The 22,100-nt window shown below is 59.2% G+C and carries 19 protein-coding genes; 6 read left to right on the forward strand and 13 right to left on the reverse strand.

Features of this window, described 5'->3' with window-relative positions:
- Nucleotides 1-2 precede the first annotated feature (2 nt).
- Nucleotides 3-986 carry an N-acetyl-D-Glu racemase DgcA gene (gene dgcA / locus B2344_RS04240; protein ID WP_290501301.1) on the forward strand — a complete coding sequence of 328 codons (984 nt, stop codon included), beginning with the start codon at nt 3-5 and terminating at the stop codon, nt 984-986.
- On the opposite strand, the gene B2344_RS04245 is transcribed toward dgcA, so the two are convergent.
- Nucleotides 983-2,095, reverse strand: a complete 1,113-nt coding sequence (locus B2344_RS04245; protein WP_290484727.1) for a hypothetical protein — start codon at nt 2,093-2,095, stop codon at nt 983-985. The genes dgcA and B2344_RS04245 overlap by 4 nt on opposite strands.
- A 107-nt stretch (nt 2,096-2,202) precedes the next feature.
- Here B2344_RS04245 and B2344_RS04250 point away from each other — a divergent pair, with 107 nt between their 5' ends.
- Complete coding sequence (locus B2344_RS04250) at nt 2,203-2,631, forward strand: PaaI family thioesterase (RefSeq protein ID WP_290483524.1); 429 nt, start codon at nt 2,203-2,205, stop codon at nt 2,629-2,631.
- Nucleotides 2,628-2,975 carry a DUF423 domain-containing protein gene (locus B2344_RS04255; protein ID WP_290484728.1) on the forward strand — a complete coding sequence of 116 codons (348 nt, stop codon included), beginning with the start codon at nt 2,628-2,630 and terminating at the stop codon, nt 2,973-2,975. Before B2344_RS04250 ends, B2344_RS04255 begins: the two co-directional genes overlap by 4 nt.
- On the opposite strand, the gene B2344_RS04260 is transcribed toward B2344_RS04255, so the two are convergent.
- Entirely contained in the window at nt 2,972-3,589 is a 618-nt protein-coding gene (locus tag B2344_RS04260; RefSeq protein ID WP_206992300.1) for a hypothetical protein, read from the reverse strand. The two genes, B2344_RS04255 and B2344_RS04260, sit on opposite strands and share 4 nt — an antisense overlap.
- Nucleotides 3,590-3,702: 113 nt before the next feature.
- Between B2344_RS04260 and pip the strand changes: the two genes are divergently transcribed.
- Nucleotides 3,703-4,692 carry a prolyl aminopeptidase gene (gene pip, locus B2344_RS04265; protein WP_034815912.1) on the forward strand — a complete coding sequence of 330 codons (990 nt, stop codon included), beginning with the start codon at nt 3,703-3,705 and terminating at the stop codon, nt 4,690-4,692.
- Nucleotides 4,693-5,006: 314 nt separating this feature from the next.
- On the opposite strand, the gene B2344_RS04270 is transcribed toward pip, so the two are convergent.
- The 7 genes from B2344_RS04270 to B2344_RS04300 all read right to left on the reverse strand — a co-directional run bounded on the left by B2344_RS04270 (nt 5,007) and on the right by B2344_RS04300 (nt 14,158).
- Nucleotides 5,007-6,392: a sodium-dependent transporter gene (locus tag B2344_RS04270; protein WP_206992299.1), complete on the reverse strand. Its 1,386-nt coding sequence runs from the start codon at nt 6,390-6,392 to the stop codon at nt 5,007-5,009.
- Between the two features lie 78 nt (nt 6,393-6,470).
- Nucleotides 6,471-7,679, reverse strand: coding sequence for a rod shape-determining protein RodA (gene rodA / locus B2344_RS04275; RefSeq protein WP_242517474.1), 1,209 nt, complete (start codon nt 7,677-7,679; stop codon nt 6,471-6,473).
- A complete protein-coding gene (gene mrdA, locus B2344_RS04280) occupies nt 7,676-9,616 on the reverse strand; it encodes a penicillin-binding protein 2 (RefSeq protein WP_290484729.1) in 1,941 nt (646 codons plus the stop codon). The genes rodA and mrdA overlap by 4 nt, the downstream gene beginning before the upstream one ends.
- The gene (locus B2344_RS04285) at nt 9,613-10,161 is read right to left on the reverse strand and encodes a hypothetical protein (protein WP_290483523.1); all 549 of its coding nucleotides are present in this window, start codon (nt 10,159-10,161) and stop codon (nt 9,613-9,615) included. Before B2344_RS04285 ends, mrdA begins: the two co-directional genes overlap by 4 nt.
- Before the next feature lies 1 nt (nt 10,162).
- Nucleotides 10,163-11,032, reverse strand: a complete 870-nt coding sequence (gene mreC / locus B2344_RS04290) for a rod shape-determining protein MreC (RefSeq protein ID WP_290478668.1) — start codon at nt 11,030-11,032, stop codon at nt 10,163-10,165.
- A 43-nt stretch (nt 11,033-11,075) separates the two neighbouring features.
- The gene (locus B2344_RS04295) at nt 11,076-12,116 is read right to left on the reverse strand and encodes a rod shape-determining protein (RefSeq protein ID WP_206992296.1); all 1,041 of its coding nucleotides are present in this window, start codon (nt 12,114-12,116) and stop codon (nt 11,076-11,078) included.
- A 254-nt stretch (nt 12,117-12,370) separates the two neighbouring features.
- Complete coding sequence (locus B2344_RS04300; protein ID WP_290484730.1) at nt 12,371-14,158, reverse strand: hypothetical protein; 1,788 nt, start codon at nt 14,156-14,158, stop codon at nt 12,371-12,373.
- A gap of 105 nt (nt 14,159-14,263) precedes the next feature.
- Between B2344_RS04300 and B2344_RS04305 the strand changes: the two genes are divergently transcribed.
- On the forward strand, nt 14,264-15,295 hold the full coding sequence (locus B2344_RS04305; RefSeq protein ID WP_206992294.1) for a glycosyltransferase: 1,032 nt from the start codon (nt 14,264-14,266) through the stop codon (nt 15,293-15,295).
- Between the two features lie 159 nt (nt 15,296-15,454).
- Here B2344_RS04305 and B2344_RS04310 read toward each other — a convergent pair whose 3' ends face one another.
- Nucleotides 15,455-17,170 (reverse strand): sensor histidine kinase, encoded by a 1,716-nt coding sequence (locus B2344_RS04310; protein WP_290478665.1) that lies wholly within the window; start codon nt 17,168-17,170, stop codon nt 15,455-15,457.
- Between the two features lie 176 nt (nt 17,171-17,346).
- On the opposite strand from B2344_RS04310, the gene B2344_RS04315 reads away from it, so the two are divergent.
- Nucleotides 17,347-18,666, forward strand: coding sequence for an FAD-dependent oxidoreductase (locus B2344_RS04315; RefSeq protein ID WP_290484731.1), 1,320 nt, complete (start codon nt 17,347-17,349; stop codon nt 18,664-18,666).
- Here B2344_RS04315 and B2344_RS04320 read toward each other — a convergent pair.
- From B2344_RS04320 to B2344_RS04330, 3 genes are read right to left on the reverse strand one after another with little or no spacing between them, the layout of a single operon-like run.
- Nucleotides 18,663-20,162: a tryptophan halogenase family protein gene (locus tag B2344_RS04320; protein ID WP_206992291.1), complete on the reverse strand. Its 1,500-nt coding sequence runs from the start codon at nt 20,160-20,162 to the stop codon at nt 18,663-18,665. The two genes, B2344_RS04315 and B2344_RS04320, sit on opposite strands and share 4 nt — an antisense overlap.
- Nucleotides 20,163-20,189: 27 nt before the next feature.
- Entirely contained in the window at nt 20,190-21,227 is a 1,038-nt protein-coding gene (locus B2344_RS04325; protein WP_290484732.1) for a cupin-like domain-containing protein, read from the reverse strand.
- 17 nt (nt 21,228-21,244) lie between these two features.
- Nucleotides 21,245-22,033, reverse strand: coding sequence for a SapC family protein (locus B2344_RS04330; protein ID WP_290484733.1), 789 nt, complete (start codon nt 22,031-22,033; stop codon nt 21,245-21,247).
- Between the last annotated feature and the right edge of the window lie 67 nt (nt 22,034-22,100).

Raw genomic sequence — 22,100 nt, forward strand, 5'->3', positions numbered from 1 at the left:
ACATGGGCCAGCGAACACTTGAAATTACTGATGTTTCTTCACCCCTGAAGACGGCGTTTACCATTTCACGCGGCGCCAAGACCAGCGCGGATACAATTCAGGTCACCATCCGCGAGGGCGAGGCGGTCGGACGGGGTGAATGCGTGCCCTACCCGCGCTATGGCGAAACCCAGACCGGGGTACATGCAGCGATCGAAGCCCGTCGGGCTCAGATCGAAGGCGGTCTCAGCCGGGAGGCCTTGCAGACCGCCATGCCCGCTGGCGCTGCCCGGTGCGCCGTCGACTGCGCCTTGTGGGATCTGGAAGCCAAACTGACCGGCACACCTGTGTGGAAACTGGCGGGCCTTCCCGAACCCAAGCCGATCGAGACTGCGGTTACGGTCAGCCTCGACACGGCGAACGCAATGGCCGAGGCCGCGCGCTCAACGCCCAGCCGTTTGCTGAAGCTGAAACTGGGCGGACCGGAAGACCTTGAACGGATCGAAGCAGTTCATGCGGCCCGTCCCGATGCCCGCTTGATCGTGGATGGCAATGAAGGTCTGCTGCCAGAACAATTCCCTGCCATCGTAAAGCGTGCCGCAAACTTGGGCGTGGTCCTGATCGAACAACCCTTTCCGGCTGGCAAAGACGAGGCCTTGCTAAGGAGGCCCGGCGCAGTATCCGTATGCGCAGACGAAAGCGCCCATACGAGCGCCGAGATCCAGGAACTCGCCCGCCGCTACGATGCGGTCAACGTGAAGCTCGACAAGACCGGCGGGCTTACAGAAGCTATTCGCACGGTCCGCGCCGCACGCGAAAGCGGACTTGGTGTCCTGCTCGGATGCATGGTGGGCGGATCATTGTCGATGGCGCCCGCCGTTCTACTGGCCGGCCTCGCTGACGCGGCAGACCTGGACGGCCCGCTCTGGCTCGCCGAAGACATCGCGCATGGCCTGACCTATTCGGACGGCATGGTCAGCCCTCCAACATCAGCGCTCTGGGGCTAGGCCGCCCCGTCGAGAATATCCCTGAAACCGCTGGGGGCATGAGGCCCCATGAACAATTGTTCGAAGGCGCCGATACCTTCGGACGACAAGCCGTTCGGCCCTTCATGCCGCGCGCGGGCGATGGCCTGGATGTGGAGATTTTCAGGCTGTTGCCAAGACATTTTCTCAGGCTCGTAATCCTCGCGGAGAACCGACAACTGGTCACCATGATAGGAGCCATGCTTGCGCTCAGGATGGCCATAGCCGATGCCCTTCATCAGGAAGGTTCCGAACGGCTCGAAACTAACCGTATGCGGATTTCCCTGTCCGTCCTCGAGATGCAGCTTGGCCGACTTCATCCGCCGTGTGCCCGGCGTGTAATTGATGTCCATGTGCGGCTTGTCGAGATGGAGCAATTCGCCCTGCCCGGCGCCATCCATCGCCAGCACGGCGCGGGTGTTCCATGCCTCACCCGCCTCATCATGGTTCACATGATAGAACATTGAGAGGTTGGGGAAATTCGTCGGCGTCCAGATCCAGTAGAATTGCGGCGGCAATGGCGGGATCAGCGGCTGGGTATCCTGCGCGCCGATCGGGCGCACGCCCCAGCTGCGGTCACGCGTGCCCGTCCAGCTGTCTGGCGACACGGTGATTTCCTGTCCATCGAGGCGCAACTTGCCGGACCATCGCCCATTCTGAGTCATGCGGGTAACATCCATCAGCATGCGCGGCCCCTGCCGACGTGTGAAGCGAGGTTCTTCGATCGGAAAGGCCCTGCCCTCGAACTCCACATCCAGCGCGATGCCTTCGGTCTCTTCAACTTTCAATCGGATGCGCTTCAGCGGCTCAACCACTTCGACCGAGAAGCCCCCGACATATGTGTTCATCCGCTCCATATTGAGGGGACGGGAGAAGAAAACCGAATGCTGCTTGCCATCGCGCAGGATCGAGACCGCCGCGTCGATAATGTTCAGATGCGGATAAATGCCCATCGCCGCCGCGAAGAAGGTCTCGCCATCGGCGGAATAGCCATTGAAAAAGAACCGGTCATAGAAATTCCGGTCTGAGCCGGAAAAGGCGATGGGCTCTGGCGTCTGGTGAATCGGGTATTCGTCTCCGGCGGTCAGCATGTCATTTCCTTCCTTCGCGTTACCTCTTGGCGGGCAACGTCCCGCAAGTAGGGTGAACGACAGAGACACGCGGTTCAAGACGTGACGCCAAGGGAGGCTCCATTTAGATGACCAAGATGACGGCGGAAGAAGCCAACACATTTCTCAAAGGGGCATTCGAGACCCAGGACAATCGCAGCGAAGTGGTTTCGATGGAAGACGGTCGCGCTGTGATGCGACTTGTTGCCAACTCCTCACACCTTCGCCCTGGTGGCTATATTTCCGGACCCACTCAAATGGCTCTGGTCGACTCCGCAGCCTACATGGCGGTGATGACGAAGACAGGACATGAGCCGATGACGGTGACCAGCAATCTCAGCATCAATTTCCTGCGTCCCTGTATCGGAGACGTCGTGGTCGCCGATGCGCGCATCATGAAGATCGGACAGGCACTGGCGGTCATGGATGTCGATGTGCGGATCGAGGGCGCTGAAAAGCCCTCCAGCCATGCCGTCGTCACCTATGCCATCCCGCGCCAGCCGAGTGGCATGGCATGAACCGGTTGGGCATCTTCGCGGCCCTCACGGGCTTTCTTGCCGTCGCCTTGGGCGCATTTGGCGCCCATGCGCTGGACGGCCAGCTGACCCCTGAAGGGCTCGACTGGTGGCACACCGCCACGCTCTATGCCCTGCCCCACGCGGCCGCGGCGCTCGCCATCTCGCTCCATGCGAAGACGGGCCTTGTGCGCAAAGCCGGCTGGGCGTTCGTATTCGGGACGATTGTATTCGCCGGCTCGCTCTACGCGATGGCGCTCGGCGCGCCGCGCTGGTTCGGTGCGATCACCCCGATCGGCGGCATATCATATCTGGTGGGATGGGCGTGCTGCGCGTGGAAAGCCTAGCTCGTCGACCGGCTCAGCGAGGCGTACTTGTCGGCCAGACCATCAGCCGTCTCACGCGCATCATCAATCGTATCGGCGAAGGATTTGAGCTCACGGTCAACCGGCGCCACATCCATGTCCATGTCAGGGCGTGAAGTCACTTCACCCATGGCACCCTGGAAATTGCGATAGGCCATCTGCGCGCGAACAAGTGCCCGCTCATAGCTCATCACGTCAGCGCGGCTGGCGGTATCTTCCTTGCCGGACTGCAGCACATCGCGGGCTTCGCGGCTGACATCCGCCAGACCGGTGCGGGCGGCCTGTGCGTCCGACACGATGCGGGCCAGTACAAGCGAGGGGGCATCAGACTTCGCTCCGATGCGGGACGCATAGTCCCGGCTATCGTCACTATCGGATTTTCCGTTGATCAGCGTGGACGCAAATGCGGCAAGGCCGCCTGTCGCTTCGATCCAGCCATTCTTCACAGCGTCCGCACAATAGTCGGCTGATACTTTGCGCAAGGCAGATTGGGACTGCGTAAGGCTGGTTTCCACCGACGCCTCACCGGGTACCATCGAGACGGTTGCGCACCCCGCCAAAAGGCATAGGGATGCACCCAGAACTATACTACGCATTTGACAGCCACCTACACACCTGATTGGGACCACACCTGTAATAATGTTTACGGACGCAATTGGACCAAGTCCAGTAATGGCTGTGAATTTGACTGAAAATAGGTGAAGACTGCATGAACAGACGCCCAAACCGCCGCATTTTGTTCCCGAGACTGGAATCCAGACGCTCTGGACGGCTGCGAGTCAGTGAAATCCACGAGATTTACTGGGAAGAATCGGGGAATCCGAGCGGGATTCCCGTCATTGCCGTCCATGGAGGCCCCGGAGGCGGCTCTAGCCCAGAAATGAGGCGTTTCTTCGATCCGGGCAAATATCGCATCATTCTGTTCGACCAGCGCGGCTGTGGCCGCTCCACCCCGCACTCGGAATTGCGCGAAAACACGACCTGGGACCTGATCGACGACATGGAGTCGATTCGCGACATGCTCGGGATCGACAAATGGGTCGTCTTTGGCGGCTCGTGGGGGTCGACCCTTTCGCTGGCCTATGGCGTCACACATCCCGACCGCACGCTGGGCCTTGTCCTGCGCGGCATCTTCCTGGTCTCGAAGGCGGAGATCCAGTGGTTCTACCAATCCGGCGCCAGCCGTCTGTTCCCGGATGCTTATGACCGGTACATCAAGCCGATCCCGGAAGACGAGCGCGACGACCTGCTGATGGCCTTCCATCGCCGCCTGACAGGTGAAGACCGGCAGGTTCGCGTGGAAGCCGCGCGCGCATGGTCGCGCTGGGAGGGCGAGACCCTGTCCATCAAGGGTCCGACCACGACCCCTGCCCGCTTCAATGAAGATGATTTCGTCGACGCGTTCGCGCGCATCGAATGCCACTATTTCGTCAATCGTGGTTTCTTCGCGAATGATAGCTGGTTGCTGGACGAGGCCGAGACCAAGCTGAAGGACATTCCAGGCACTATCGTACATGGGCGATACGATGTGGTTACGCCACTGTCGACCGCATGGGCGCTGTCCAAGGCATGGCCGAAAGCTGATCTCCATATCATACCCGATGCCGGTCATTCCTCGATGGAGCCAGGTATTGTCGACAAGCTCATTCAGGCCACGGATGACTTAGCCGACATGTATGCAGGCCAACTGAAGTCCTAGCGCCAATGGCCGGACAGGCATCGCCTTCCGGGTTTTTCGATAAATGTAGCGGGCGGAAGATATTTCAGGCCACGCAGTCTTGGGTATTGGGGAAGTATCAGGGCGCGACCCTCATATCTTCCGCCGCTGGAGCGGCGGCCATGGGCGACCGCAACTCCCACCAACCGCGCTGAGCATCACGGCTGGAGACAGGGGCAGAATGCCATGCCCGCGCCGCCGCCGGATTGGTCCGGCAAGAACTGAATTGGTTGCATGAAAAAGGGGGCGGATAGCCGCCCCCTCAATCCGATGTCTTCGCATGCTTGGCGCGTCGTCTAGATCACGCCAAGCTTGGTCAGCGTGCCCAGCACCAGAATGAAGGCCAGCGCCGGCGGCACGATCCAGCGACACATGAAGCGCCAGAGGTTCATGATCGTGCCTTCGCCCAGCTCGGTCGTCAGCATCTCGCGACTGACAATCCAGCCCGCAAACACAGCCAACAGCAGCGCGCAGAGCGGCAGCATGATGTTGCCGGTGATAATGTCTGCAAAGTCGATAAAGTCGGTGGAATAGACATAGCCCATGCCGATCATGAACAGCATGAAACCGATGCCCATGGCCGCGCCCGGGCGCGTGACCCCTTCACGTTCTTCCAACCATGCCACGCCAACTTCCATCAAGGAGATGGATGACGTGAACGCCGCAAACAGAGCGAGCAGGAAGAAAGCGCCACCAACCCAGACGCCCAGTGCGCCCATCTGACTGAATGCAATCGGCATGGACACAAAGAACAGGCCGGGACCGCCCGCAGGGTCTGCGCCGAATGCGAAGACAATCGGGAAGATCGCGAAGCCCGCAATCAGTGCCACCATCGTATCCGCGCTGGCCACGATCGCCGAAGCACGCGGAATGTTTGTATCGCGGCTGAGATAGGCGCCATAAGTAATCATCAGACAGGAGCCGACTGACAGCGAGAAGAAGGCCTGGCCGACCGCTTCAAGGAACGTACCCATGGTCACTTCACTGAAGTCAGGGGTCAGCAGGAAATCGGCGGCTGCGCCCGCATCGCCTTCAACCAACGCAAAACCGACGATCCCGATCAGCAGGATGAAGAAGGCAGGCATCAGCACGGTTGCAGCTTTCTCGATGCCACCTTTCACGCCGCGCGCCACCACAAAAACATTTGTCAGCAGGAAGGAAGCAAGCAGGCCACCAATCACGTACTTGTTGCTGATCGTTTCACCGAAATTGCTAGCCGACACATCCGCAATTGAAACAGTAGTGCCAGTCTCCGCCGTCAGGCGGGCGGCCTCGGCGGCAAAGCCATTGAAGGTGCCCCCAAATGCCTGCGGGATGAAGGCAAGCACCCAGGCTGAAATAACGATGTAGAAGGTCAGGATAAAGAAGGCGCCGAGCGATCCAATCCAGCCAACGACCTGCCAATTCTCACTCTTGTTCTCGGCTCTCGCCAGAGAGTGGATGCCTTCGATGGCCGACATGCCCGACTTCCGTCCGAGCGCATATTCCGCCATCAGCACGGTCAGGCCGAGGAACAGGACGCAAAACAGATAGATGATGATGAAGGCGCCGCCACCATTCTCCCCCGCGGTGAATGGAAAACGCCAGAAATTGCCGAGGCCAACAGACGAGCCGACCGCCGCCATGATGAAACCGAAGCGCGAACCCCAATGGTCCGTCTTGCGGCCAATTTCTCCTGCCATACGCCCTCTCCCCGGGTACAAGTTTTGCGCGAACCTATCTTCGGCGAAACAAAAATCAACGACTGTTATGTTTTAGTGCTAAAATAGACCTCGGGCTGTCAGTTTCTCGTCACGGTGCATGTGCGCCGCGATGATGAGCCCGAAGCACGCCATGGTCGTCAGCATGGCTGTGCCGCCATAAGAGATCAATGGCAAGGGCATTCCAACCACCGGCAACAAGCCCAACACCATGCCCACATTGAACACGATGTAAAAGCCGACGGTTGCGACGGCTCCCGCAGATGCGAGACGGCCGAACCAACTGACCGAGCGCGCCGCACTATAGAGCGACCACCCCAGCAGCACCGCAAAGCCGACAAGCAGCGCGGTCGAACCAAGGAAGCCAAACTCTTCTGCGATCACAGTGAGAATGAAGTCGGTATGTTGTTCAGGCACATAGTCTTGTTGAGACTGGATGCCCTGCAGGAAGCCACGTCCGTTCAGGCCGCCAGCGCCGATGGCGATCTTGCCTTGTTCGATTTGATAGCTTTCGCCCAGTGCATTGGTCGCGCCGCCAAACAATTGTGCGAGGAACGTGTCGACGCGCTCGCGTTGATAGGGTGCCAGCACGAACTGATAGACCGGCCAGACCGAGGCGACACCGCCGATGATGGCAGTCCCAATCACGCGAACTGACAGGCCCGCCAGGAAGATAACCACGCCACCTGACGCGACCAGAGCCAACGTCGTGCCGAAATCGGGCTGTTTGAAAATCAGCGCCGCTGGCAGGAGGATGATCGCCAACGCGCCCAGATGCACCATGACGCGACCGGTCTGGGGCTGCAGCACCATCTGGTAATATCGTGCGAGCGCCATTGTGACGGCAAGTTTGGCAAATTCCGAAGGCTGTACGGCAACCGGCCCGATCTGCAGCCAACGTTGCGCACCGCCGCCCGTAACGCCCATGACCTCCACGAGGATGAGCAGAACAATCGTGCCGACATAGGCAGGAAAGGCCAACCGCATCCACCAGGACAGCGGCAACATGGCCAGCCCGATCATCATGAAGAAGCAGACAACGAAACGCACCAGTTGCAACTTCCAGAGATGCGCTTCGGCAGGATTGGTGTGCGCTGAAGAATACAGCATCGCGATGCCTGTCAGCGCCATCGCCGCAATCAGCAGGATAAAGCCCCAGGGCAGTCGCATCAGCTTGTTCAGCGGCCCCTGATTGTCGAAATTGAGAGAGGTTGCCGTGCGCGTCCGCGCTTCGCCGCGCGAGAAGCCGGTAAACCCTTCGCGGTTCATGTTGGCTCTCCCGCATCGGTCATGGAGGTCGGCAGCGACGCGCTTTGCGAATAGGACGGTTTGCGGCGGCTATCTGTCTTGAGCGCGAAATGTAGAATGTCGCGCGCAACGGGCGCAGCCGTACGCGAGCCCCCTTCCCCATGCTCGACGACAACCGAAATCGCGTATTTGGGATTGTCCGCCGGGGCATAGGCCACAAACAAGGCGTGGTCACGCAGCTCGCGGGCAATCTCGCTGCCCGAGCGCACGCCACTGAGGCGCTCTTCTCGGGTAATACGGCGCACCTGCGCCGTACCGGTCTTGCCAGCCAGGCGCGGGCCGCCAAGGCCAAGGTCACCGGATCGATAGGCCGTGCCTCCACCTTCGGAGGTCACGCCATACATGCCTGCCTTCATCAGCTTCATGACTTCCGGGTCGAGCGGCGCATCCAGCGTATGATCATCCTGCGACTGCGGGCCAATGCCAATCATTCGCGGCTTGAACGGTTTGCCCTCGGTCGCGATCCGCGCCGTCATCAGCGCAAGTTGCAATGGCGTGGTGCCAAGCTGCCCCTGACCGATACCAAAATTCAGCGTCTCGCCTTCATACCAGTTTTCCTTGCGGACGCGTTGCTTCCACTCGCGATCCGGAACAAGGCCGCCCCGGCCGCCCGTCATACCCAGCACCCAGTCCTGACCAAAGCCGAACTTGCGCGCGGTTTCGGCAATCTTGTCGACGCCTGTACGTCGGGCGATCTCGTAGAAATAGACATCGCACGAGCCCTTGATGCCCGTGTGCAAATTCACTGAGCCGTGCCCGCCCTTTTTCCAGCAATGCCAGGTCCGGTTGCCGAAATGGTAATAGCCATTGCAATGGACCCGGTCGGTCGGCTTGATCGCGCCAGCTTCCAGCGCGGCCGTCGCGACGACCATTTTGAACGTCGATCCCGGCGGGTAGACACCGCCATGCGCACGCGGATAGAGCGGTGAGCGTGTATCGTCGCGCAGTTCGGAATAATTGGCGGTCGAGATGCCATTGACGAAATCATTCGGGTCAAAGGCAGGCGTGGAGACCATGGCCAGCACGTCGCCGCTCTCGACATCCATGACAACGGCCGCACCGCTTTCGCCCTCGAAGCGTTCAATCGCGACACGTTGCAGGTCTGAGTCGATGGTGACGAACAGGTCCTTGCCGGGCGTTGGCGCAAGCCGCTCGTCCGGAATTTCCTCAATCACGCGGCCATGCGCATTGGTCACCAGCTTTCGATAACCAGGCTTGCCGCGCAGCCATTCTTCAGCAAAGCGCTCCATGCCCTGACGACCTGTCCGCATGTCCGGATGCCGGAACATGGTCTTCAGTGTCTCGGCTTCCTTGTCCGTCATGTCGTCAGTCAGCCGAACGAGATCATCCTGGCTGGCGCGTGCGACATAGCCCAGCACATGCGCGAAATCGCGTCCGCGCGGATAGGACCGCGTTAGCGCCATTTCGACATTCACACCGGGCATCTCCGCCGCATGCACGTTCATGCGCGCAAAGTCTTCATAGGTCAGCTCGTGCGCGACCGTGACGGGTACGAAACCGGCATTGCGGCGACGACTGAGGCGGATCTCGTTGGCTATGCGTTCGAGCCGCTCATCCGGCAGCTCAATCAGCGCGGCGATCTGCGCGAGCGCATGCTCTGGATTGTCAGTCTGTTCCGGTGTGATCGAGATGCGGCCCGCTCGGCGGTGCGAGGCCAGCGGCCGTCCAAACCGATCAAGGATACGCCCGCGCTGCGGCGGGGCGAGTTGCAGCTTGATATGGTTGGCCTCGGCCTGTGCCTGATAGCGTTCCTGATCGAGGATCTGCAGCTGGAACAGACGCGCAATCAGGCCGGCCCATACGAGGCCGCCTGCAGCCCCGGCAATTGCGGTACGGCGTGTAAACGCAAAATCGAGATCGGCAGTCTTCTTGCTCATCCGGCCTGCCCCGCAAGTTCACCCGGCCTGCGGCCAAGGTCGAACATTTTCTGGAGCACGGCATAGGCGAGCCCGGTTGTAAGCAAGGACGCAAACAGCGGCACCACGCGGACGGGATGGTCTTCCAGCGTCGACGCCATGAGCCACAGGATGAGAAAGGCCCCGGAGAACAGCAGGACGGGTGACATGATCGCGACAAGAGGTTCGTTCATGACATCGAACATATCAGCAATTGCGGTGCTGGCACCGTAGGCGAGCAGGTTGACGATGACAAAACATCCGAGCGGCGCGTGGAATGTTACATCCTGCACGAGGCCGAAAATAATCAGCAGGATCATCGGACGCAGCGCCAGGCCCACCCTGCCCCAGCCGACGGCACCCCACAATGCAGCATAGGGCCAGGCAATTGAGAAGCCGAAGATTTCGCGCGGTGTCAGGCCCAGCAATCCGATGGCCGCAATGGCAAACGCCCCGAACAGGAGACGGGGCGTCGGGCCGGTCTGCGACCACAGGCTTTTCTTGTTGCGGGGAGCAGAGCGCGACATCCTATTGGCGCGCCCCCTGTGCCGGGCTTGCAGCAATGGTGGGCTCTTCCACCTCAAGCTCCATTGGCTTGCGTATCTCTGGGGCCGGGATCATCTGGACATAGCCGCCGTCGCGCTCGGCCATCGAGAATTTGACCCGCCAGTCATCACCAACCTTGCGAACCTCACCCACGATCAGCCCCCGCGGGAAAGCGCCACCCTCGGCGGAGGTCAGGATACGTTCGCCTTCGACAAAATCATCGCGCTCCGGCAAATCCGTCAGACTGCCAAGGCCATCGCGGCCACCATAGAGAATGGCCCGCACGCCACTGACTTCGCCCATGACAGGGACACGGCTGTTGAAGTCGGTGATCAGGAGGATGCGAGAAGAGTACTCGCCGAGTTGAATGACGCGGCCGACCAGCCCCCCCTCGTTCAGGGCTACCGCGCCGGGCTCGACGCCCTGCGCACGGCCCGCATTGGCCAGAATGGTCTGCGCGAACGGTCCGTCATTCTCTGCGGTCACCCGCGCAGTCACGCCGCGTGCCGGTGGCTCGCCCATCAGGTTGAGGATTTCCTCATAGGCTTCGAGGCGCTCGGCCATTGAAATGGCGGCGGCCTTGTAGCGCGAGAGATTTCGCACTTCGGCTTCGAGTTCCTTGATTCGTCGCTCGCGCTTGGCCTGGCCGGTCACCCATGCCCAGGCATTGAAACCCTCATTGCCGCCTAGCTGGTCACCAACGGTCGTGCGAACGGGATTGAAAAGCGTGCGAATTTGCGGAGCGGACTGGGCCAGGACGAGCGCAATCGCGCCGAAAATGAACACACCGAGGATTAGACGCTTGGGAGAGCGTTTCTGACTCTTCGATCCTGATCGGCCGAGGCGCGCCATTGGCCAGTTCCCTTGCGAAATTACCCCTGTCAGCTCATCTCAATCAGACTTCGGGTGAAAGCACCGTACGCATCTTCGTGAAATTCTCGAGCACGTGCCCGCAGCCATTCACAACACATTTCAGCGGGTCGTCGGCGATCATGACCGGCAATTGAGCCTGCTCACGGATGACCGTGTCGAGATTGCGCAACAGGGCGCCGCCACCTGTCAGAACGATACCGCGATCAACAATATCCGCAGCCAGTTCCGGCGGCATGGCTTCGAGTGCAATCTTAACAGCATCAATGATGTCCGTCACGGGCTCACGCAGCGCTTCGGCGATCATCGCTTCGGTGATCTCGGTCTCCTTCGGAACGCCATCCAGCGTGCCGCGCCCCCGAACGGTCAGGGCCATGCCGGTACCATTCTCCGGCGGCTGGGCCGTGCCGATTTCCTTCTTGATCCGTTCAGCGGACATTTCGCCGATCAGGATCTTCTGCTCGCGGCGCAGGTAATTGACGATGGCCTGATCCATCTTGTCGCCGCCAACGCGGACTGAGCGCGAATACACAATGCCGCCCAGCGACAGGACCGCCACTTCAGACGTACCGCCGCCAATATCCACGACCATGGACCCGGCCGGATCATCAATCGGCAGGCCCGCGCCGATTGCGGCGGCCATTGGTTCTTCGATCAGCTGCACTTCGCGGGCACCTGCGGCGAGGGCCGACTGGTGGATAGCGCGGCGCTCAACGCTGGTGGCGGAGCTTGGCACGCAGATGATGATGAGGGGAGACACAAACGCCCGGCGGTTGTGAACCTTCCGGATGAAGTGCTTGATCATTTCTTCGGCGACTTCGAAATCAGCAATCACGCCATCTCGCATCGGGCGAATGGCTTCCATGTTTACCGGAGTCTTGCCGAGCATGTTCTTGGCTTGCTCGCCGACCGCATAGACAATCTTGCGACCGCCTTGCGTCATATAGGCAACGACAGAGGGTTCATCGAGCTTGACGCCCTGCCCCTTCACATAGACCAGCGTGTTCGCTGTCCCAAGGTCAATGGCCATGTCCGTAGACAGCATGCCGAGGAGGCTACCAATCATGTCGTACCCGAGCTCTTTCTTGAGCGGCCGAGCGGTTTTGCCCGGCACGCATGTGCAATTCTTTACACAGCCCCATACACCATCTGCCGTTAACGCCGCTTTAATGCAAGAGTCGCTCGGCACATAAGTGGTACGCAGCGTTCATGGTGAATATTTGCGCTGTTTTAAAAGGGATTTTTTCCGATCACAGACAACCGTCCGCATCGCCAACGGAACGCATCGTACGGCAATCGTTAATAAAGGCCAAAGATGCTTTAGGAAAGATCTTCATCTTTCTGGTCGACGGCTCCGTCCCCAAGCACCCGATAGAGACGCGCGGGCGTTTTCGCACCCGTGTCGAGCGGGATATTTTCGAGGAAATCCGGGATCTCCTGGCGCTTGAGACGTGCCGCAAATCCGTCCTGATCATGCGTGGTCATCAGTTTCGTCTCGGCATCCGCCGGGCAGGTCACGATATAGTCGATCCTGCTGCGGGATAGCTTCGCGCGCGTCTCCCCTGCATGGGACAGCAACAGCTCGATGGCCTGACTGATGCCGTCCTGATTGCGATGATAATTGCCCTGCAGGACATTGTGATCGGTGCGATTCAGGATGTTTGGGCCAAAATCAGCCGGCGCGAGGACCCGGCCCTTCGGAAGCGTCTCCAAAGTGGCAAACAGACCGTCCTGCAGGCAATCGGCCTTGTCGCCGGTCTTGTTTGTCTCAACTGCAGGCGACACCAGGAGGCCCGGCAATGCCCACAGGAAGGGTACGCTCAGGGCCAACGCGCCAATATAGGCAACGCTGGACGCGTTGCGCGCCTTGCCGGTGCGGTAGATATCTGCGATCCACAAGCCCAACGGAATGACCGCGAAAAGGTGGCCGAATACGTAGAAGCGGGTCTGGTAGAGGGTCATCGCCACTGCCGAGACGAGCAGCGCCACAAACAGGAAATTCGCGCGCATCCGCTGGCGGCGATACAGGCCGTAAAGGCAGAGCCCCAGCGCGAGAACCGTGATGCCAAGGCAAAATCCAAGCTTCGCGACAAGGTCTGATCGTTCTGCGAAGATCGGGCGCGCCTCATCCACACGGTCGAGCCAAAGGGTTTTTACATCCGGAGACAACTCATCCAGCGGATTGGACAAGCATTCCGGGCCAACCAGAACCAGTGCCCCTGCACAGGCGGCCCCCACCAGCGCCAGCGTACCCAGCCGCAGCCACCATATGCGACCTGACATGAGCAATGCGACGGCGGCCAGACCAAATCCACCCGCCATGCCAGCCAACAAGCTGACCGCAGAAAGCGCGTCGCACGCCACGACAGTGTATTGAGACGGCGCGACCGTCGCGAAGAAGGCAATTTCCAATCCGGCGGCAAGACCCGCCCCAAAACCGGCTGCGCTGCGCATGGCTGCGGCGCCGGACACGGCCCAATCCAGGGCCATGAATGCGCATATCGCGGCTGCGAATACATAGACTTCGCCGCCAATGGCAACGGACGCTGCCAGAGCGAGACCTGCGCCGACCGCTCTGCTGGCCCGACGCTGTGGATCAAGCGCAAGCCCCATCGCCACCGCCATAAGCGCCAATTGGAGATTGTGATGATCAATTGCTCCCGGTCGGAAACGATAATGAGCGGAGTAGACAAAAATACTGAGCACGAGACAGGCCAAGGCCCCTGCCCGGCCGCCGACTTGGCGCGCGCCCACATAGAGACCGCCGAGCACGATGAGTACACTGAGAGGTGGCCATGCCGAATAAGCCCAGACAAGCGCCGTTTCGGAGGGCAGGAACAGGTCAAACAGGCTGAAAAGCGCGAGGATGGGAAGATCGACCAGTCGCGACCAATGCATCGCCGTGCCGCCGTCTGGACCCATCCGGTATTGATGGAGATCGAACCAGTCCTGGCCGTTCAGCAGATCCTTGATCTGGACCAGCCGCATCACGTCGTCGCCATCAGGCCCGATCGATCCAAGCGTTCCCTGGAGGGCGGCAGATGCGACCAGCCAGACCGGCACGACCACAAACAACACAGCGATTTTGGCGTCGAACCGAGTTTGCACGACCTCCCTTTCCCACTCTGCAGGCAACCAAGCCTTCCACTCCCGAAAGGCAAACTTAACCAGTGGGGGTGTAGGAAACCCTAAAGAGGGAGGCGCTGAAAACCCATGACTGAAGAAGATGTTGCCCGATTGAATATCGCCGTCCTGTTGCCTTGCTACAATGAAGGCAAATCGATCGCGTCCGTGGTCATCGGGTTTCGCAAGGCCCTGCCAGCCGCCCGCATCTACGTCTATGACAACAATTCCAGCGACGACACGTCAGCCCAGGCCGCCTTTGCAGGCGCCACCGTCGTACCGTCGCGCCGACAGGGCAAAGGCAATGTCGTGCGCCAGATGTTCGCGGACATTGAAGCCGATGTTTATGTGATGGCCGATGGCGACGGGACGTATGATCCGACCGCCGCGCCGCGCATGATCGATACGCTGCTGGCAGACCGGGCAGACATGGTGGTGGGCACGCGCCGAAACGTAACCGAAGATGCAGGTCGCAATGGCCACGCTTTCGGCAACCGCCTGTTCAACATGATCTATCGCGCCCTGTTCGGCAGCGATTTCACCGATATTTTCTCCGGGTATCGCGCCTTTACGCGTCGCTTCGCCAAGAGCTTTCCCGCCTCGTCACCAGGATTTGAAATCGAAACCGAAATGTCGGTCCACGCGTCGACCCTGCGTCTGCCCGTGTCCGAGATCGAATTCGATTATGGCCGCCGCGTCGAAGGCTCCGAAAGCAAACTGTCCACATTTCGCGACGGATTCCGCATTCTGCGCATGATGGGCATGTTGGTGAAGGAAACCCGGCCATTCATGTTTTTCAGCTCAGTGTCCGCAGGCCTGTTTGGTCTCGCCGCGATCCTGAGCGTGCCGGTGCTGGCAGAATACTTCGAAACCGGTCTGGTCAGCCGCATGCCGACCTGGATGCTGGCCATGACCCTGTTGCTGGGCGCGATGATGTCTTTCACCGCAGGCGTGATCCTGGATTCCCTGTCACGGGCCCGCGTCGAACAAAAACGCATCCACTATCTGTCGATTGCGCCTGCACGCGGTGAAAAGCATTTCCGTGGCAGTGGATCTGTTTCAGACCGTCGTGAAGCGGATCAGGCAATATCCGCTCCTCAAATTCGCAAGACGAGCGCCTAGAACGATCTTCCATTTTGAAGGGGCATACCCCGCACTGCAGCCTTTGCAGCGCGCGATCCTCCTGCGTTTAACGCAATCGCATAGCGAGCTCGCCAACTAAGGCAAAGTGTTCTGGAATACTGGTTTTGAATGTCAGGTTGCCAAGAAGGATGACGCGCTTTAGCCGGTCTTCTTCTGCAACTCTGCAGGATCAATGACCGAAATTTCCGTTGCGGTGGCGCTGTCCTGAGGGGCCGAGCGACGCACAAGCGTCTCTGGAATGGTGACAAACGCCGTTGTTCCACGGCCGAGTTCGGAGCGCAGCTTGATGCGCAGACCCTGAGCATCGGCCAGACGACGCGCGACGCTGAGGCCGAGACCGACACCGGTCGAGTGGTCATACTTCTGGTGCGCCGGACGAGAATGGAAGAAGGGTTCGAAGGCCTTTTCAAGCACGTCTGAGGTCATACCCCTGCCCCGGTCACGGACCATGACCACGAGCCCAACGCCCGACACCATGCCCGCCTTGACCACGATAGGCGCCGACGAGCCGGATTCCAGCGCGTTCTTGATGATGTTGCGAATGATGATTTCGAAGCTGCTTTCATCCATGTCCGCAGCCAGATTGCTCGGCACGCTGACCTTGAGACGATCTGCAAACCGCGAGAATTCCCCTTCGGTCAGCTTGCGCACAACGTTCTGGATCACTTCAGACACTGGCACTTCTGATGATTGCGCCAGATAGTCTTCGCGTTCCATCCGCGTGAAATTGATGATGCCATCCAGTGTCGAAGACAGGATCATCGCCTGTTCGGCAATCTTGTCGGCATAGGTGCTGACTTCTTCTTCGCTGCATGGGATGTTTGACGATGAGCCGATAACGCCGGCGCACGCCGAGATGACATCAAGCGGCACTTTGAGTTCGGCGCTCATTGAGCCGAGGAAACGTGTCTTGGCTTCGTTGGCCGCTTCAGCATCGTTACGAGCATGCTCGATCTCAGACCGGGCTTCTTCCATGCGAGTCACGTCGGTGTAGACGACCACAGTGCCGACACCGCTGATGCATTCGACGGATTTTTGCCAAAAGACCCCATCACGACGGATCGGCTTGTCGATGGGCTCCAGCGTATCTTCGCTTGTTCCAAACACTTGTTGGTGCAGCTGGTTTTCTACGACGACATCCCCATCTTCGTTGAAGATTGCAAAGGCCTGGTGGCTGGCTTCGAGCGCACCAATCAAAAGGTCTCGGGATTCTTCCGCCTTCTGGGTCGCGTCGATGTCTGACTTGTAGACCATGTAACTGGAGCGTGCGCCCAGATAGAGCGCGAACATGAAGGACACCATCATCAGACAGATCGTGGCGCCCGTAACGGATTGCGCATAGGCGCTGTAGGCCGCACTCGCGAAAAAGGCTGAAAGTGCATAACGCAGGACAATGCGGGGCACGCGCGTCAACATACTGGCCATGCCAGCCGCCATGGGGGTGATCATGAGACCACCCATGATCATTGCGGCGTTTTCATCTGCTCCGACAAAGAAAGGCAGGGATCCCCATGCAAGGCCAAACAGGATGGCAAGGAATTCCGAACGGCGAAGGTACTTGCCGCTGACCGTTTTGGGCGCCGGGCGCCCCCGCTTCAACAGGAAATCAATGACGAGCAGTGTGGCCAGGCAGAGATTGATCGCAATCCAGGCTTCAATATTTGTTTCAGGCACCCAGCGGTGAACAAGGAAGCTCGCCCCGATGGTGTTGACCAGCATGATCGTCGCCATGACCAGCTTGTGGCTGGAAAAATCCATGTGCTGCTGCAGCAGGACCAATCGGTCAACCGCCGTCGCCCGAGGAATCGTGTTCCCGGTTACATAAGACAGAAATGATTTTTCCTGTTTCGCCATGACACCGCTATACACAGGCAAGGTGAACAATCCGGTCTACAGGCCCGAAGGGATTGGCAGACTGTGGAAACTTGTCGTTAACGCGGGTGTTAACCAAAGATAGATACTCTTAAACGGTTGCATATCCTGTCCCGGGTTCTGTAGCGTGCATTCCGATTGAGGAGAGTATAGTTCCGGTGTCCCGCCCCAAATCGCCTTTCAAAATAGCAGTCATCGGTGCCGGGCCTGCGGGACTGAGCACGGCACGCTTCATCAAGCAGGCCGGACACAAGGCGGTCTTGTTCGAGGCCGAAGACCGTCTGGGGGGCAAGTCTTTTTCCGTTGTCCGTGGCGACGCCATGAATGAGATGGGCACGTGTTACACCACCCGCTCCCACAAGCTTGTAAAGAAGTGGATGCGCCAGCACGGGATCACGCTGAGCCGCCTGGGTGAGGCGCGATATGATGGCCTGAAGGTTGTCGACTATGTCAGGACGGGTGACGGTCCGCCCATGGTGTTGCAGGCCCTGAAGTTTATCAGGGCTGCCGGACGGCTGCGCCGCGATATCCGAGACCGACCAGACGATCCGGACGTGCGCGCGGAAGCCGCCATGACGACAGCGGAATGGGTGAAGCGACTCAACCTGCCGAAAATCGACCTTGCGTCTCACCGAATTCAGACAACGCAGGGTTATGGATTCACCGACGAAGCCACGATTGGCCAGACCGTCCAGTGGTGCGATTTGAACTATCTCCTGTCAGGCGTCCTCAACGACATGCACATGCCTGATCAGGGCTGGAGCGAGTTCTGGAACCGGTTCGCTCAGGATCTCGACGTGCGGCTATCGAGCCCGGTGACCCATCTCGACCGGTCCGGACCAAAGCCCGTGATCACGACGGCTGGCAAGAGCGAAGAATTCGACGCTGTGGTCTCCACCGTGCCGATGCAGAATTTCGTCAAGTTCTGCGCCGCAACGCGCGACGAGATGTTCATCTGCAACGGCATTGAATGGCAAAACTATACCACTACGCTGCTGACCTCGCCGGACTGGTTCGAAGGTCACATGATCATCGGCTATTCAGAGGCCAGCATGGACAGTACGCGGAAAGGAGCAATCCTGGGCGGTCGCCGCGAAGGCGAAAGCGAGGAATTGGGCGGTCGTCTCTACGTGACGGGCCAGTTTTCGACCGGCCTGACAGCGCCGGAACTTCGTGAGATCCTGCTGGCCGATGCGGAAAAGCACGGCTTTACCATCGAAAGCGTGATCCAGCAGAAGGTCTGGCAATACTTCCCCCAATACAAGGTAGAGGCGGTGCGCGACGGTCTTTTTGGCGCACTGAAACGCGTACAAGGCCATCAACGTACCTGGTTTGGTGGAGCCAGCTTTTCACATGAACTGGTCTGCAGCGTTGTGGAACAGGCACAAGACATGGTGAAGGACATGCTCAACGAGCTCGTGCACGCCCCTGCTCCGCAGGCCTCATCGGAAACAGCAAAAGTGGCCGAGACGGTCTAGACAGTCTCGGATTCCGGCACCGCACAATATTGATCAATGAAATCTTGATGACTCGGCATCTGTGAGACCGCCTTTGAGATATTGGCCTCAAGGCCACCCAAGGCCGTCATCAATTGGTCATCTGTCATCAGATGGCCCATATGGTGATATCCCTTGGGCTTCAGCCGCTGACCGAGCATAACCTGCAGCCAGGAATCCACGCGGAACAAATCATCCGTCGCCTGATAGGCTAGGCCGTTCTCACGGAACAGGGAAATGCGCTGTGCCAAAGAATCTGGAACCGGCATATCGCGGCGCGCGCGCCAGAAGTCCGAGTCGTCGCGCTCAGTCAGCTTGTAGTGCAACACGATGAAATCGCGGATTTTCTCAAGCTCGCGTTCGGCCTGTTCATTATAGTGGTTCGCAATCGCCTCACTTATCCCGGCAAACGGGAACTGCTGGACCAGACGGGTCGCCCCGACCTGGATGAGATGGATGCTGGTGGATTCCAGTGGCTCAACGAAACCGCTCGACAGGCCAAGCGCCACGCAGTTCTTGTTCCACACCTTCTTGCGACGACCGGTCTTGTAACGGATCAGGCGAGGTTCGGTCAGTGGCTCCCCATCGACATGGCCAAGCAGATATTCCTTTGCCTCGTCCGGCTGCATATTCTCGCTGCAGAAGACAAGGCCGTTGCCGACCCGGTGCTGTAGCGGGATACGCCAGCGCCAGCCTGCATGATGCGCGATGGCGCGAGTATAGGGCTGAGCGGGGCCGACCGAGCGCGTCTGCACTGCCAGCGCACTGTCGGTCGGCAGCCAATGAGTCCAGTCTTCATAACCCGTCTTGAGGGTCTGCTCGATCAGCATACCCCGGAACCCGGTACAGTCGATGAAAAGGTCGCCCTCGATACGTTCGCCGGATTGCAGTTTGAGCGCCGTGATGAAACCGCTCTCGCCATCCTGCTCGACTTCTTCGATCAGGCCCTCAACACGCTTGACGCCCTTGGCCTCGCTGAAGGTCCGCAGGAATTTCGCGTAGAGACTGGCGTCGAGATGATAGGCATAGTTTATGTTGGCCTTGTCGGACGTGAAGAACCGTCCCGCCTCTGCAGCCTGTAATTCGAAACAGTAAGCGTCGAGTTCAGCGCCAATGCCACGCTCCTGCGCGTACATCCAGATATTGTAGAATTCGCCCATCCAGTTCGACTTGCCGACCTGGCCGAAGGAGTGAATGTAGCGATCACCAAGCCCGCCCCACTCCTCGAACGCAATGCCGAGTTTGAACGTGGCCTTGGTGGCGCGCATGAAGTCGCGCTCGTCGATTCCCATCAGATGGTGGAACGTACGGTGCGTCGGGATGGTTGCTTCGCCGACTCCGACTGTGCCGATGGCATCGGATTCCACCAGCGTTATGTCCAGCAAGGGGCCAAGCAGGCGTGAGAGCGAGGCCGCAGCGATCCAGCCAGCTGTGCCGCCGCCAGCAATGACTACTCTCCTGATATTCTGCGTTTCCAATGTGATCCCCGGTTCTTTTTATAGTCTTCAGCGATTGAGCTTGTTCAGCAAGAGTGCACGGAGCCGCCGTGCCTTCACCTCGTCGAGCGGCCCGAGAATGCCCTGAGCCGCTTCGGGCAAGTGCGCAGCCGGCTGCTCGGAGGGTCCGAAAATATAATAGTCGAACAAGGCCTTCCAGGCCCGCTTCTCCGGCTCCGGACGATCCCGCAAGCTGAGTATGGCGTGCAGCAAGGTGTTCTGGGGCGTATCCATGAAGGCTGGCGACGTGTTCCACCAATAATTAATCATGGCCGTGAAGTCGCCGATGCCCTCAACATTGTGCCACCAGAGTGCTGGATAGAACAGTACATCGCCCGGCTCCAGCTCAGCCACCTCCCCAGCGGCCATGGCCTCGGCAAAGCGCGGGTAGCGCGCAAGGTCTGGATCACGGAAGTCTACCATGCTCACGACCTGTCCGCCGGGCGTGGGCTCCAGAGGGCCGGGATAGAGATTGGCCACCTGCTCAGGCGGGAACAATGTGAAGCGTCGCTTGCCGACCATACAGCAGGCCAGATTGTTCGACATGTCGTAATGGGCTGAAGCAATCGTATGGTTCCCCATCCAGATGCTGACCATTGGCTTGTGCGCATCAAACATCGGGTCGTTCAGCACAAGGTCGTTCTCGTCGCGCATGCCCGGAAAGAAATTATCGAGATCGGTCGAACCAATATAGAAAGAGCGCCCGTCAGACGATCTTGCCGTTTCGCGTACCCGATCAAAGAAATCCGGCAACGGAACACGGTCGCGCTCAAAATTGAATCCGTCCACCGCCTCAGTATAAAAATACCGCCCGCCTTCTTCTGGCGCACTGCGATATTCCACGACCGGACGCCCGCCATAAAACGAGGCGATATGGTCCATGGCTGCGTCCAGTGACTGCAAGCCCTTCTGGACCAGAGGCCACTTACTCGCCACTCCTTTCAAGATGACGGGCTGTTGGTCGCGCATCAGCTGGTCATACGGTATGGCGTCCGGCGAAATGCCCGCCAGTTCCTTCGTTTTGCGCTGTATGTCCAGTGAGGACAAGGTTTCCTCCCAGAGGGTCAGCCGCCTGCTGCCCGTTTCGCGTTCTTCATATTGATCAGCCGGTTCACATTGCCCAACGAGGCCAGCACAAGATAGGCTGCGCGCAGAAATCCGCCACGATGGAGCTGTTGTAGCGCCTCCCCTTCCAGGGCGGCCAGCTTTTCTTCGTTCAGTGTAAAGAGGTCAGGCACCTTGTATTCAGTATGGTCATCAAGTTTGACGTCCAGTGATACAGGCTCGATCAAGCCAGCCTGCTCGAAAGCTGCAAACATGGGCGCGGTCATATCTGCGCCGACCGTAATCACGCGCAAGACCTGGCTGATATGCTGCAAGTATGGTGCATTGCCGCCATGCGCGAGAAAAAGCGGCTCGCCCTCCGTCTTGCTGACGCGCGGATTTTCTAGGTCCACATGGATCACCGGTTCTCGGCGGACCTCGCCATCGACTTCCTGGTTCTGGAAACCGATCATGAACGGGCCACGCTGATGGATCGCGGGCACATAACGGGCCTGCCAGCGCGCACCATCAAGGAAGAGGTTTTCGCCCTTGTCGAGACCGAGCAGGATCACGCAGTAAAAAGCCCCCTCCTCGTCCTTTCGGAAGAAGATCGGGTATTCGCGCTGAAGCTCGGAAAACTCTGTCGGATAGACCGCTGCCTGATTGACGCTGTCGCCATAGGCCGCGTCAAAGCGGGTGATCACCTTGAGATCCGGATGATCGATATTGTTCAGAAGTGCCATCTTGGCCATGAGGCGCCTTTCGGTGCTGCTTACGCTCGTTGTGCCGTGCGAGCGCGTTTCCGTCATGATGAAACAATCCTCCCATGCTTACAAGCGGGGGCAAAAAAGGCCGCTGCAAGCAGCGGCCTTTCCT

Source organism: Hyphomonas sp. UBA3195 (genome assembly GCF_002366485.1).
Classification (GTDB): Bacteria; Pseudomonadota; Alphaproteobacteria; order Caulobacterales; family Hyphomonadaceae; genus Hyphomonas.

Coding starts and splice junctions, on each gene's coding strand:
- B2344_RS04245 (WP_290484727.1), bottom strand. CDS start 2,095: ATGCTGACCGCCGGAGACGAATACCCGATTCACCAGACGCCAGAGCCC.
- B2344_RS04270 (WP_206992299.1), bottom strand. CDS start 6,392: ATGGCAGGAGAAATTGGCCGCAAGACGGACCATTGGGGTTCGCGCTTC.
- B2344_RS04255 (WP_290484728.1), top strand. CDS start 2,628: ATGAACCGGTTGGGCATCTTCGCGGCCCTCACGGGCTTTCTTGCCGTC.
- B2344_RS04305 (WP_206992294.1), top strand. CDS start 14,264: ATGACTGAAGAAGATGTTGCCCGATTGAATATCGCCGTCCTGTTGCCT.
- dgcA (WP_290501301.1), top strand. CDS start 3: ATGGGCCAGCGAACACTTGAAATTACTGATGTTTCTTCACCCCTGAAG.
- B2344_RS04295 (WP_206992296.1), bottom strand. CDS start 12,116: ATGATTGGTAGCCTCCTCGGCATGCTGTCTACGGACATGGCCATTGAC.
- pip (WP_034815912.1), top strand. CDS start 3,703: ATGAACAGACGCCCAAACCGCCGCATTTTGTTCCCGAGACTGGAATCC.
- B2344_RS04310 (WP_290478665.1), bottom strand. CDS start 17,170: ATGGCGAAACAGGAAAAATCATTTCTGTCTTATGTAACCGGGAACACG.
- B2344_RS04250 (WP_290483524.1), top strand. CDS start 2,203: ATGACCAAGATGACGGCGGAAGAAGCCAACACATTTCTCAAAGGGGCA.
- mrdA (WP_290484729.1), bottom strand. CDS start 9,616: ATGAGCAAGAAGACTGCCGATCTCGATTTTGCGTTTACACGCCGTACC.
- B2344_RS04285 (WP_290483523.1), bottom strand. CDS start 10,161: ATGTCGCGCTCTGCTCCCCGCAACAAGAAAAGCCTGTGGTCGCAGACC.
- rodA (WP_242517474.1), bottom strand. CDS start 7,679: ATGAACCGCGAAGGGTTTACCGGCTTCTCGCGCGGCGAAGCGCGGACG.
- B2344_RS04260 (WP_206992300.1), bottom strand. CDS start 3,589: ATGCGTAGTATAGTTCTGGGTGCATCCCTATGCCTTTTGGCGGGGTGC.
- B2344_RS04330 (WP_290484733.1), bottom strand. CDS start 22,033: ATGACGGAAACGCGCTCGCACGGCACAACGAGCGTAAGCAGCACCGAA.
- mreC (WP_290478668.1), bottom strand. CDS start 11,032: ATGGCGCGCCTCGGCCGATCAGGATCGAAGAGTCAGAAACGCTCTCCC.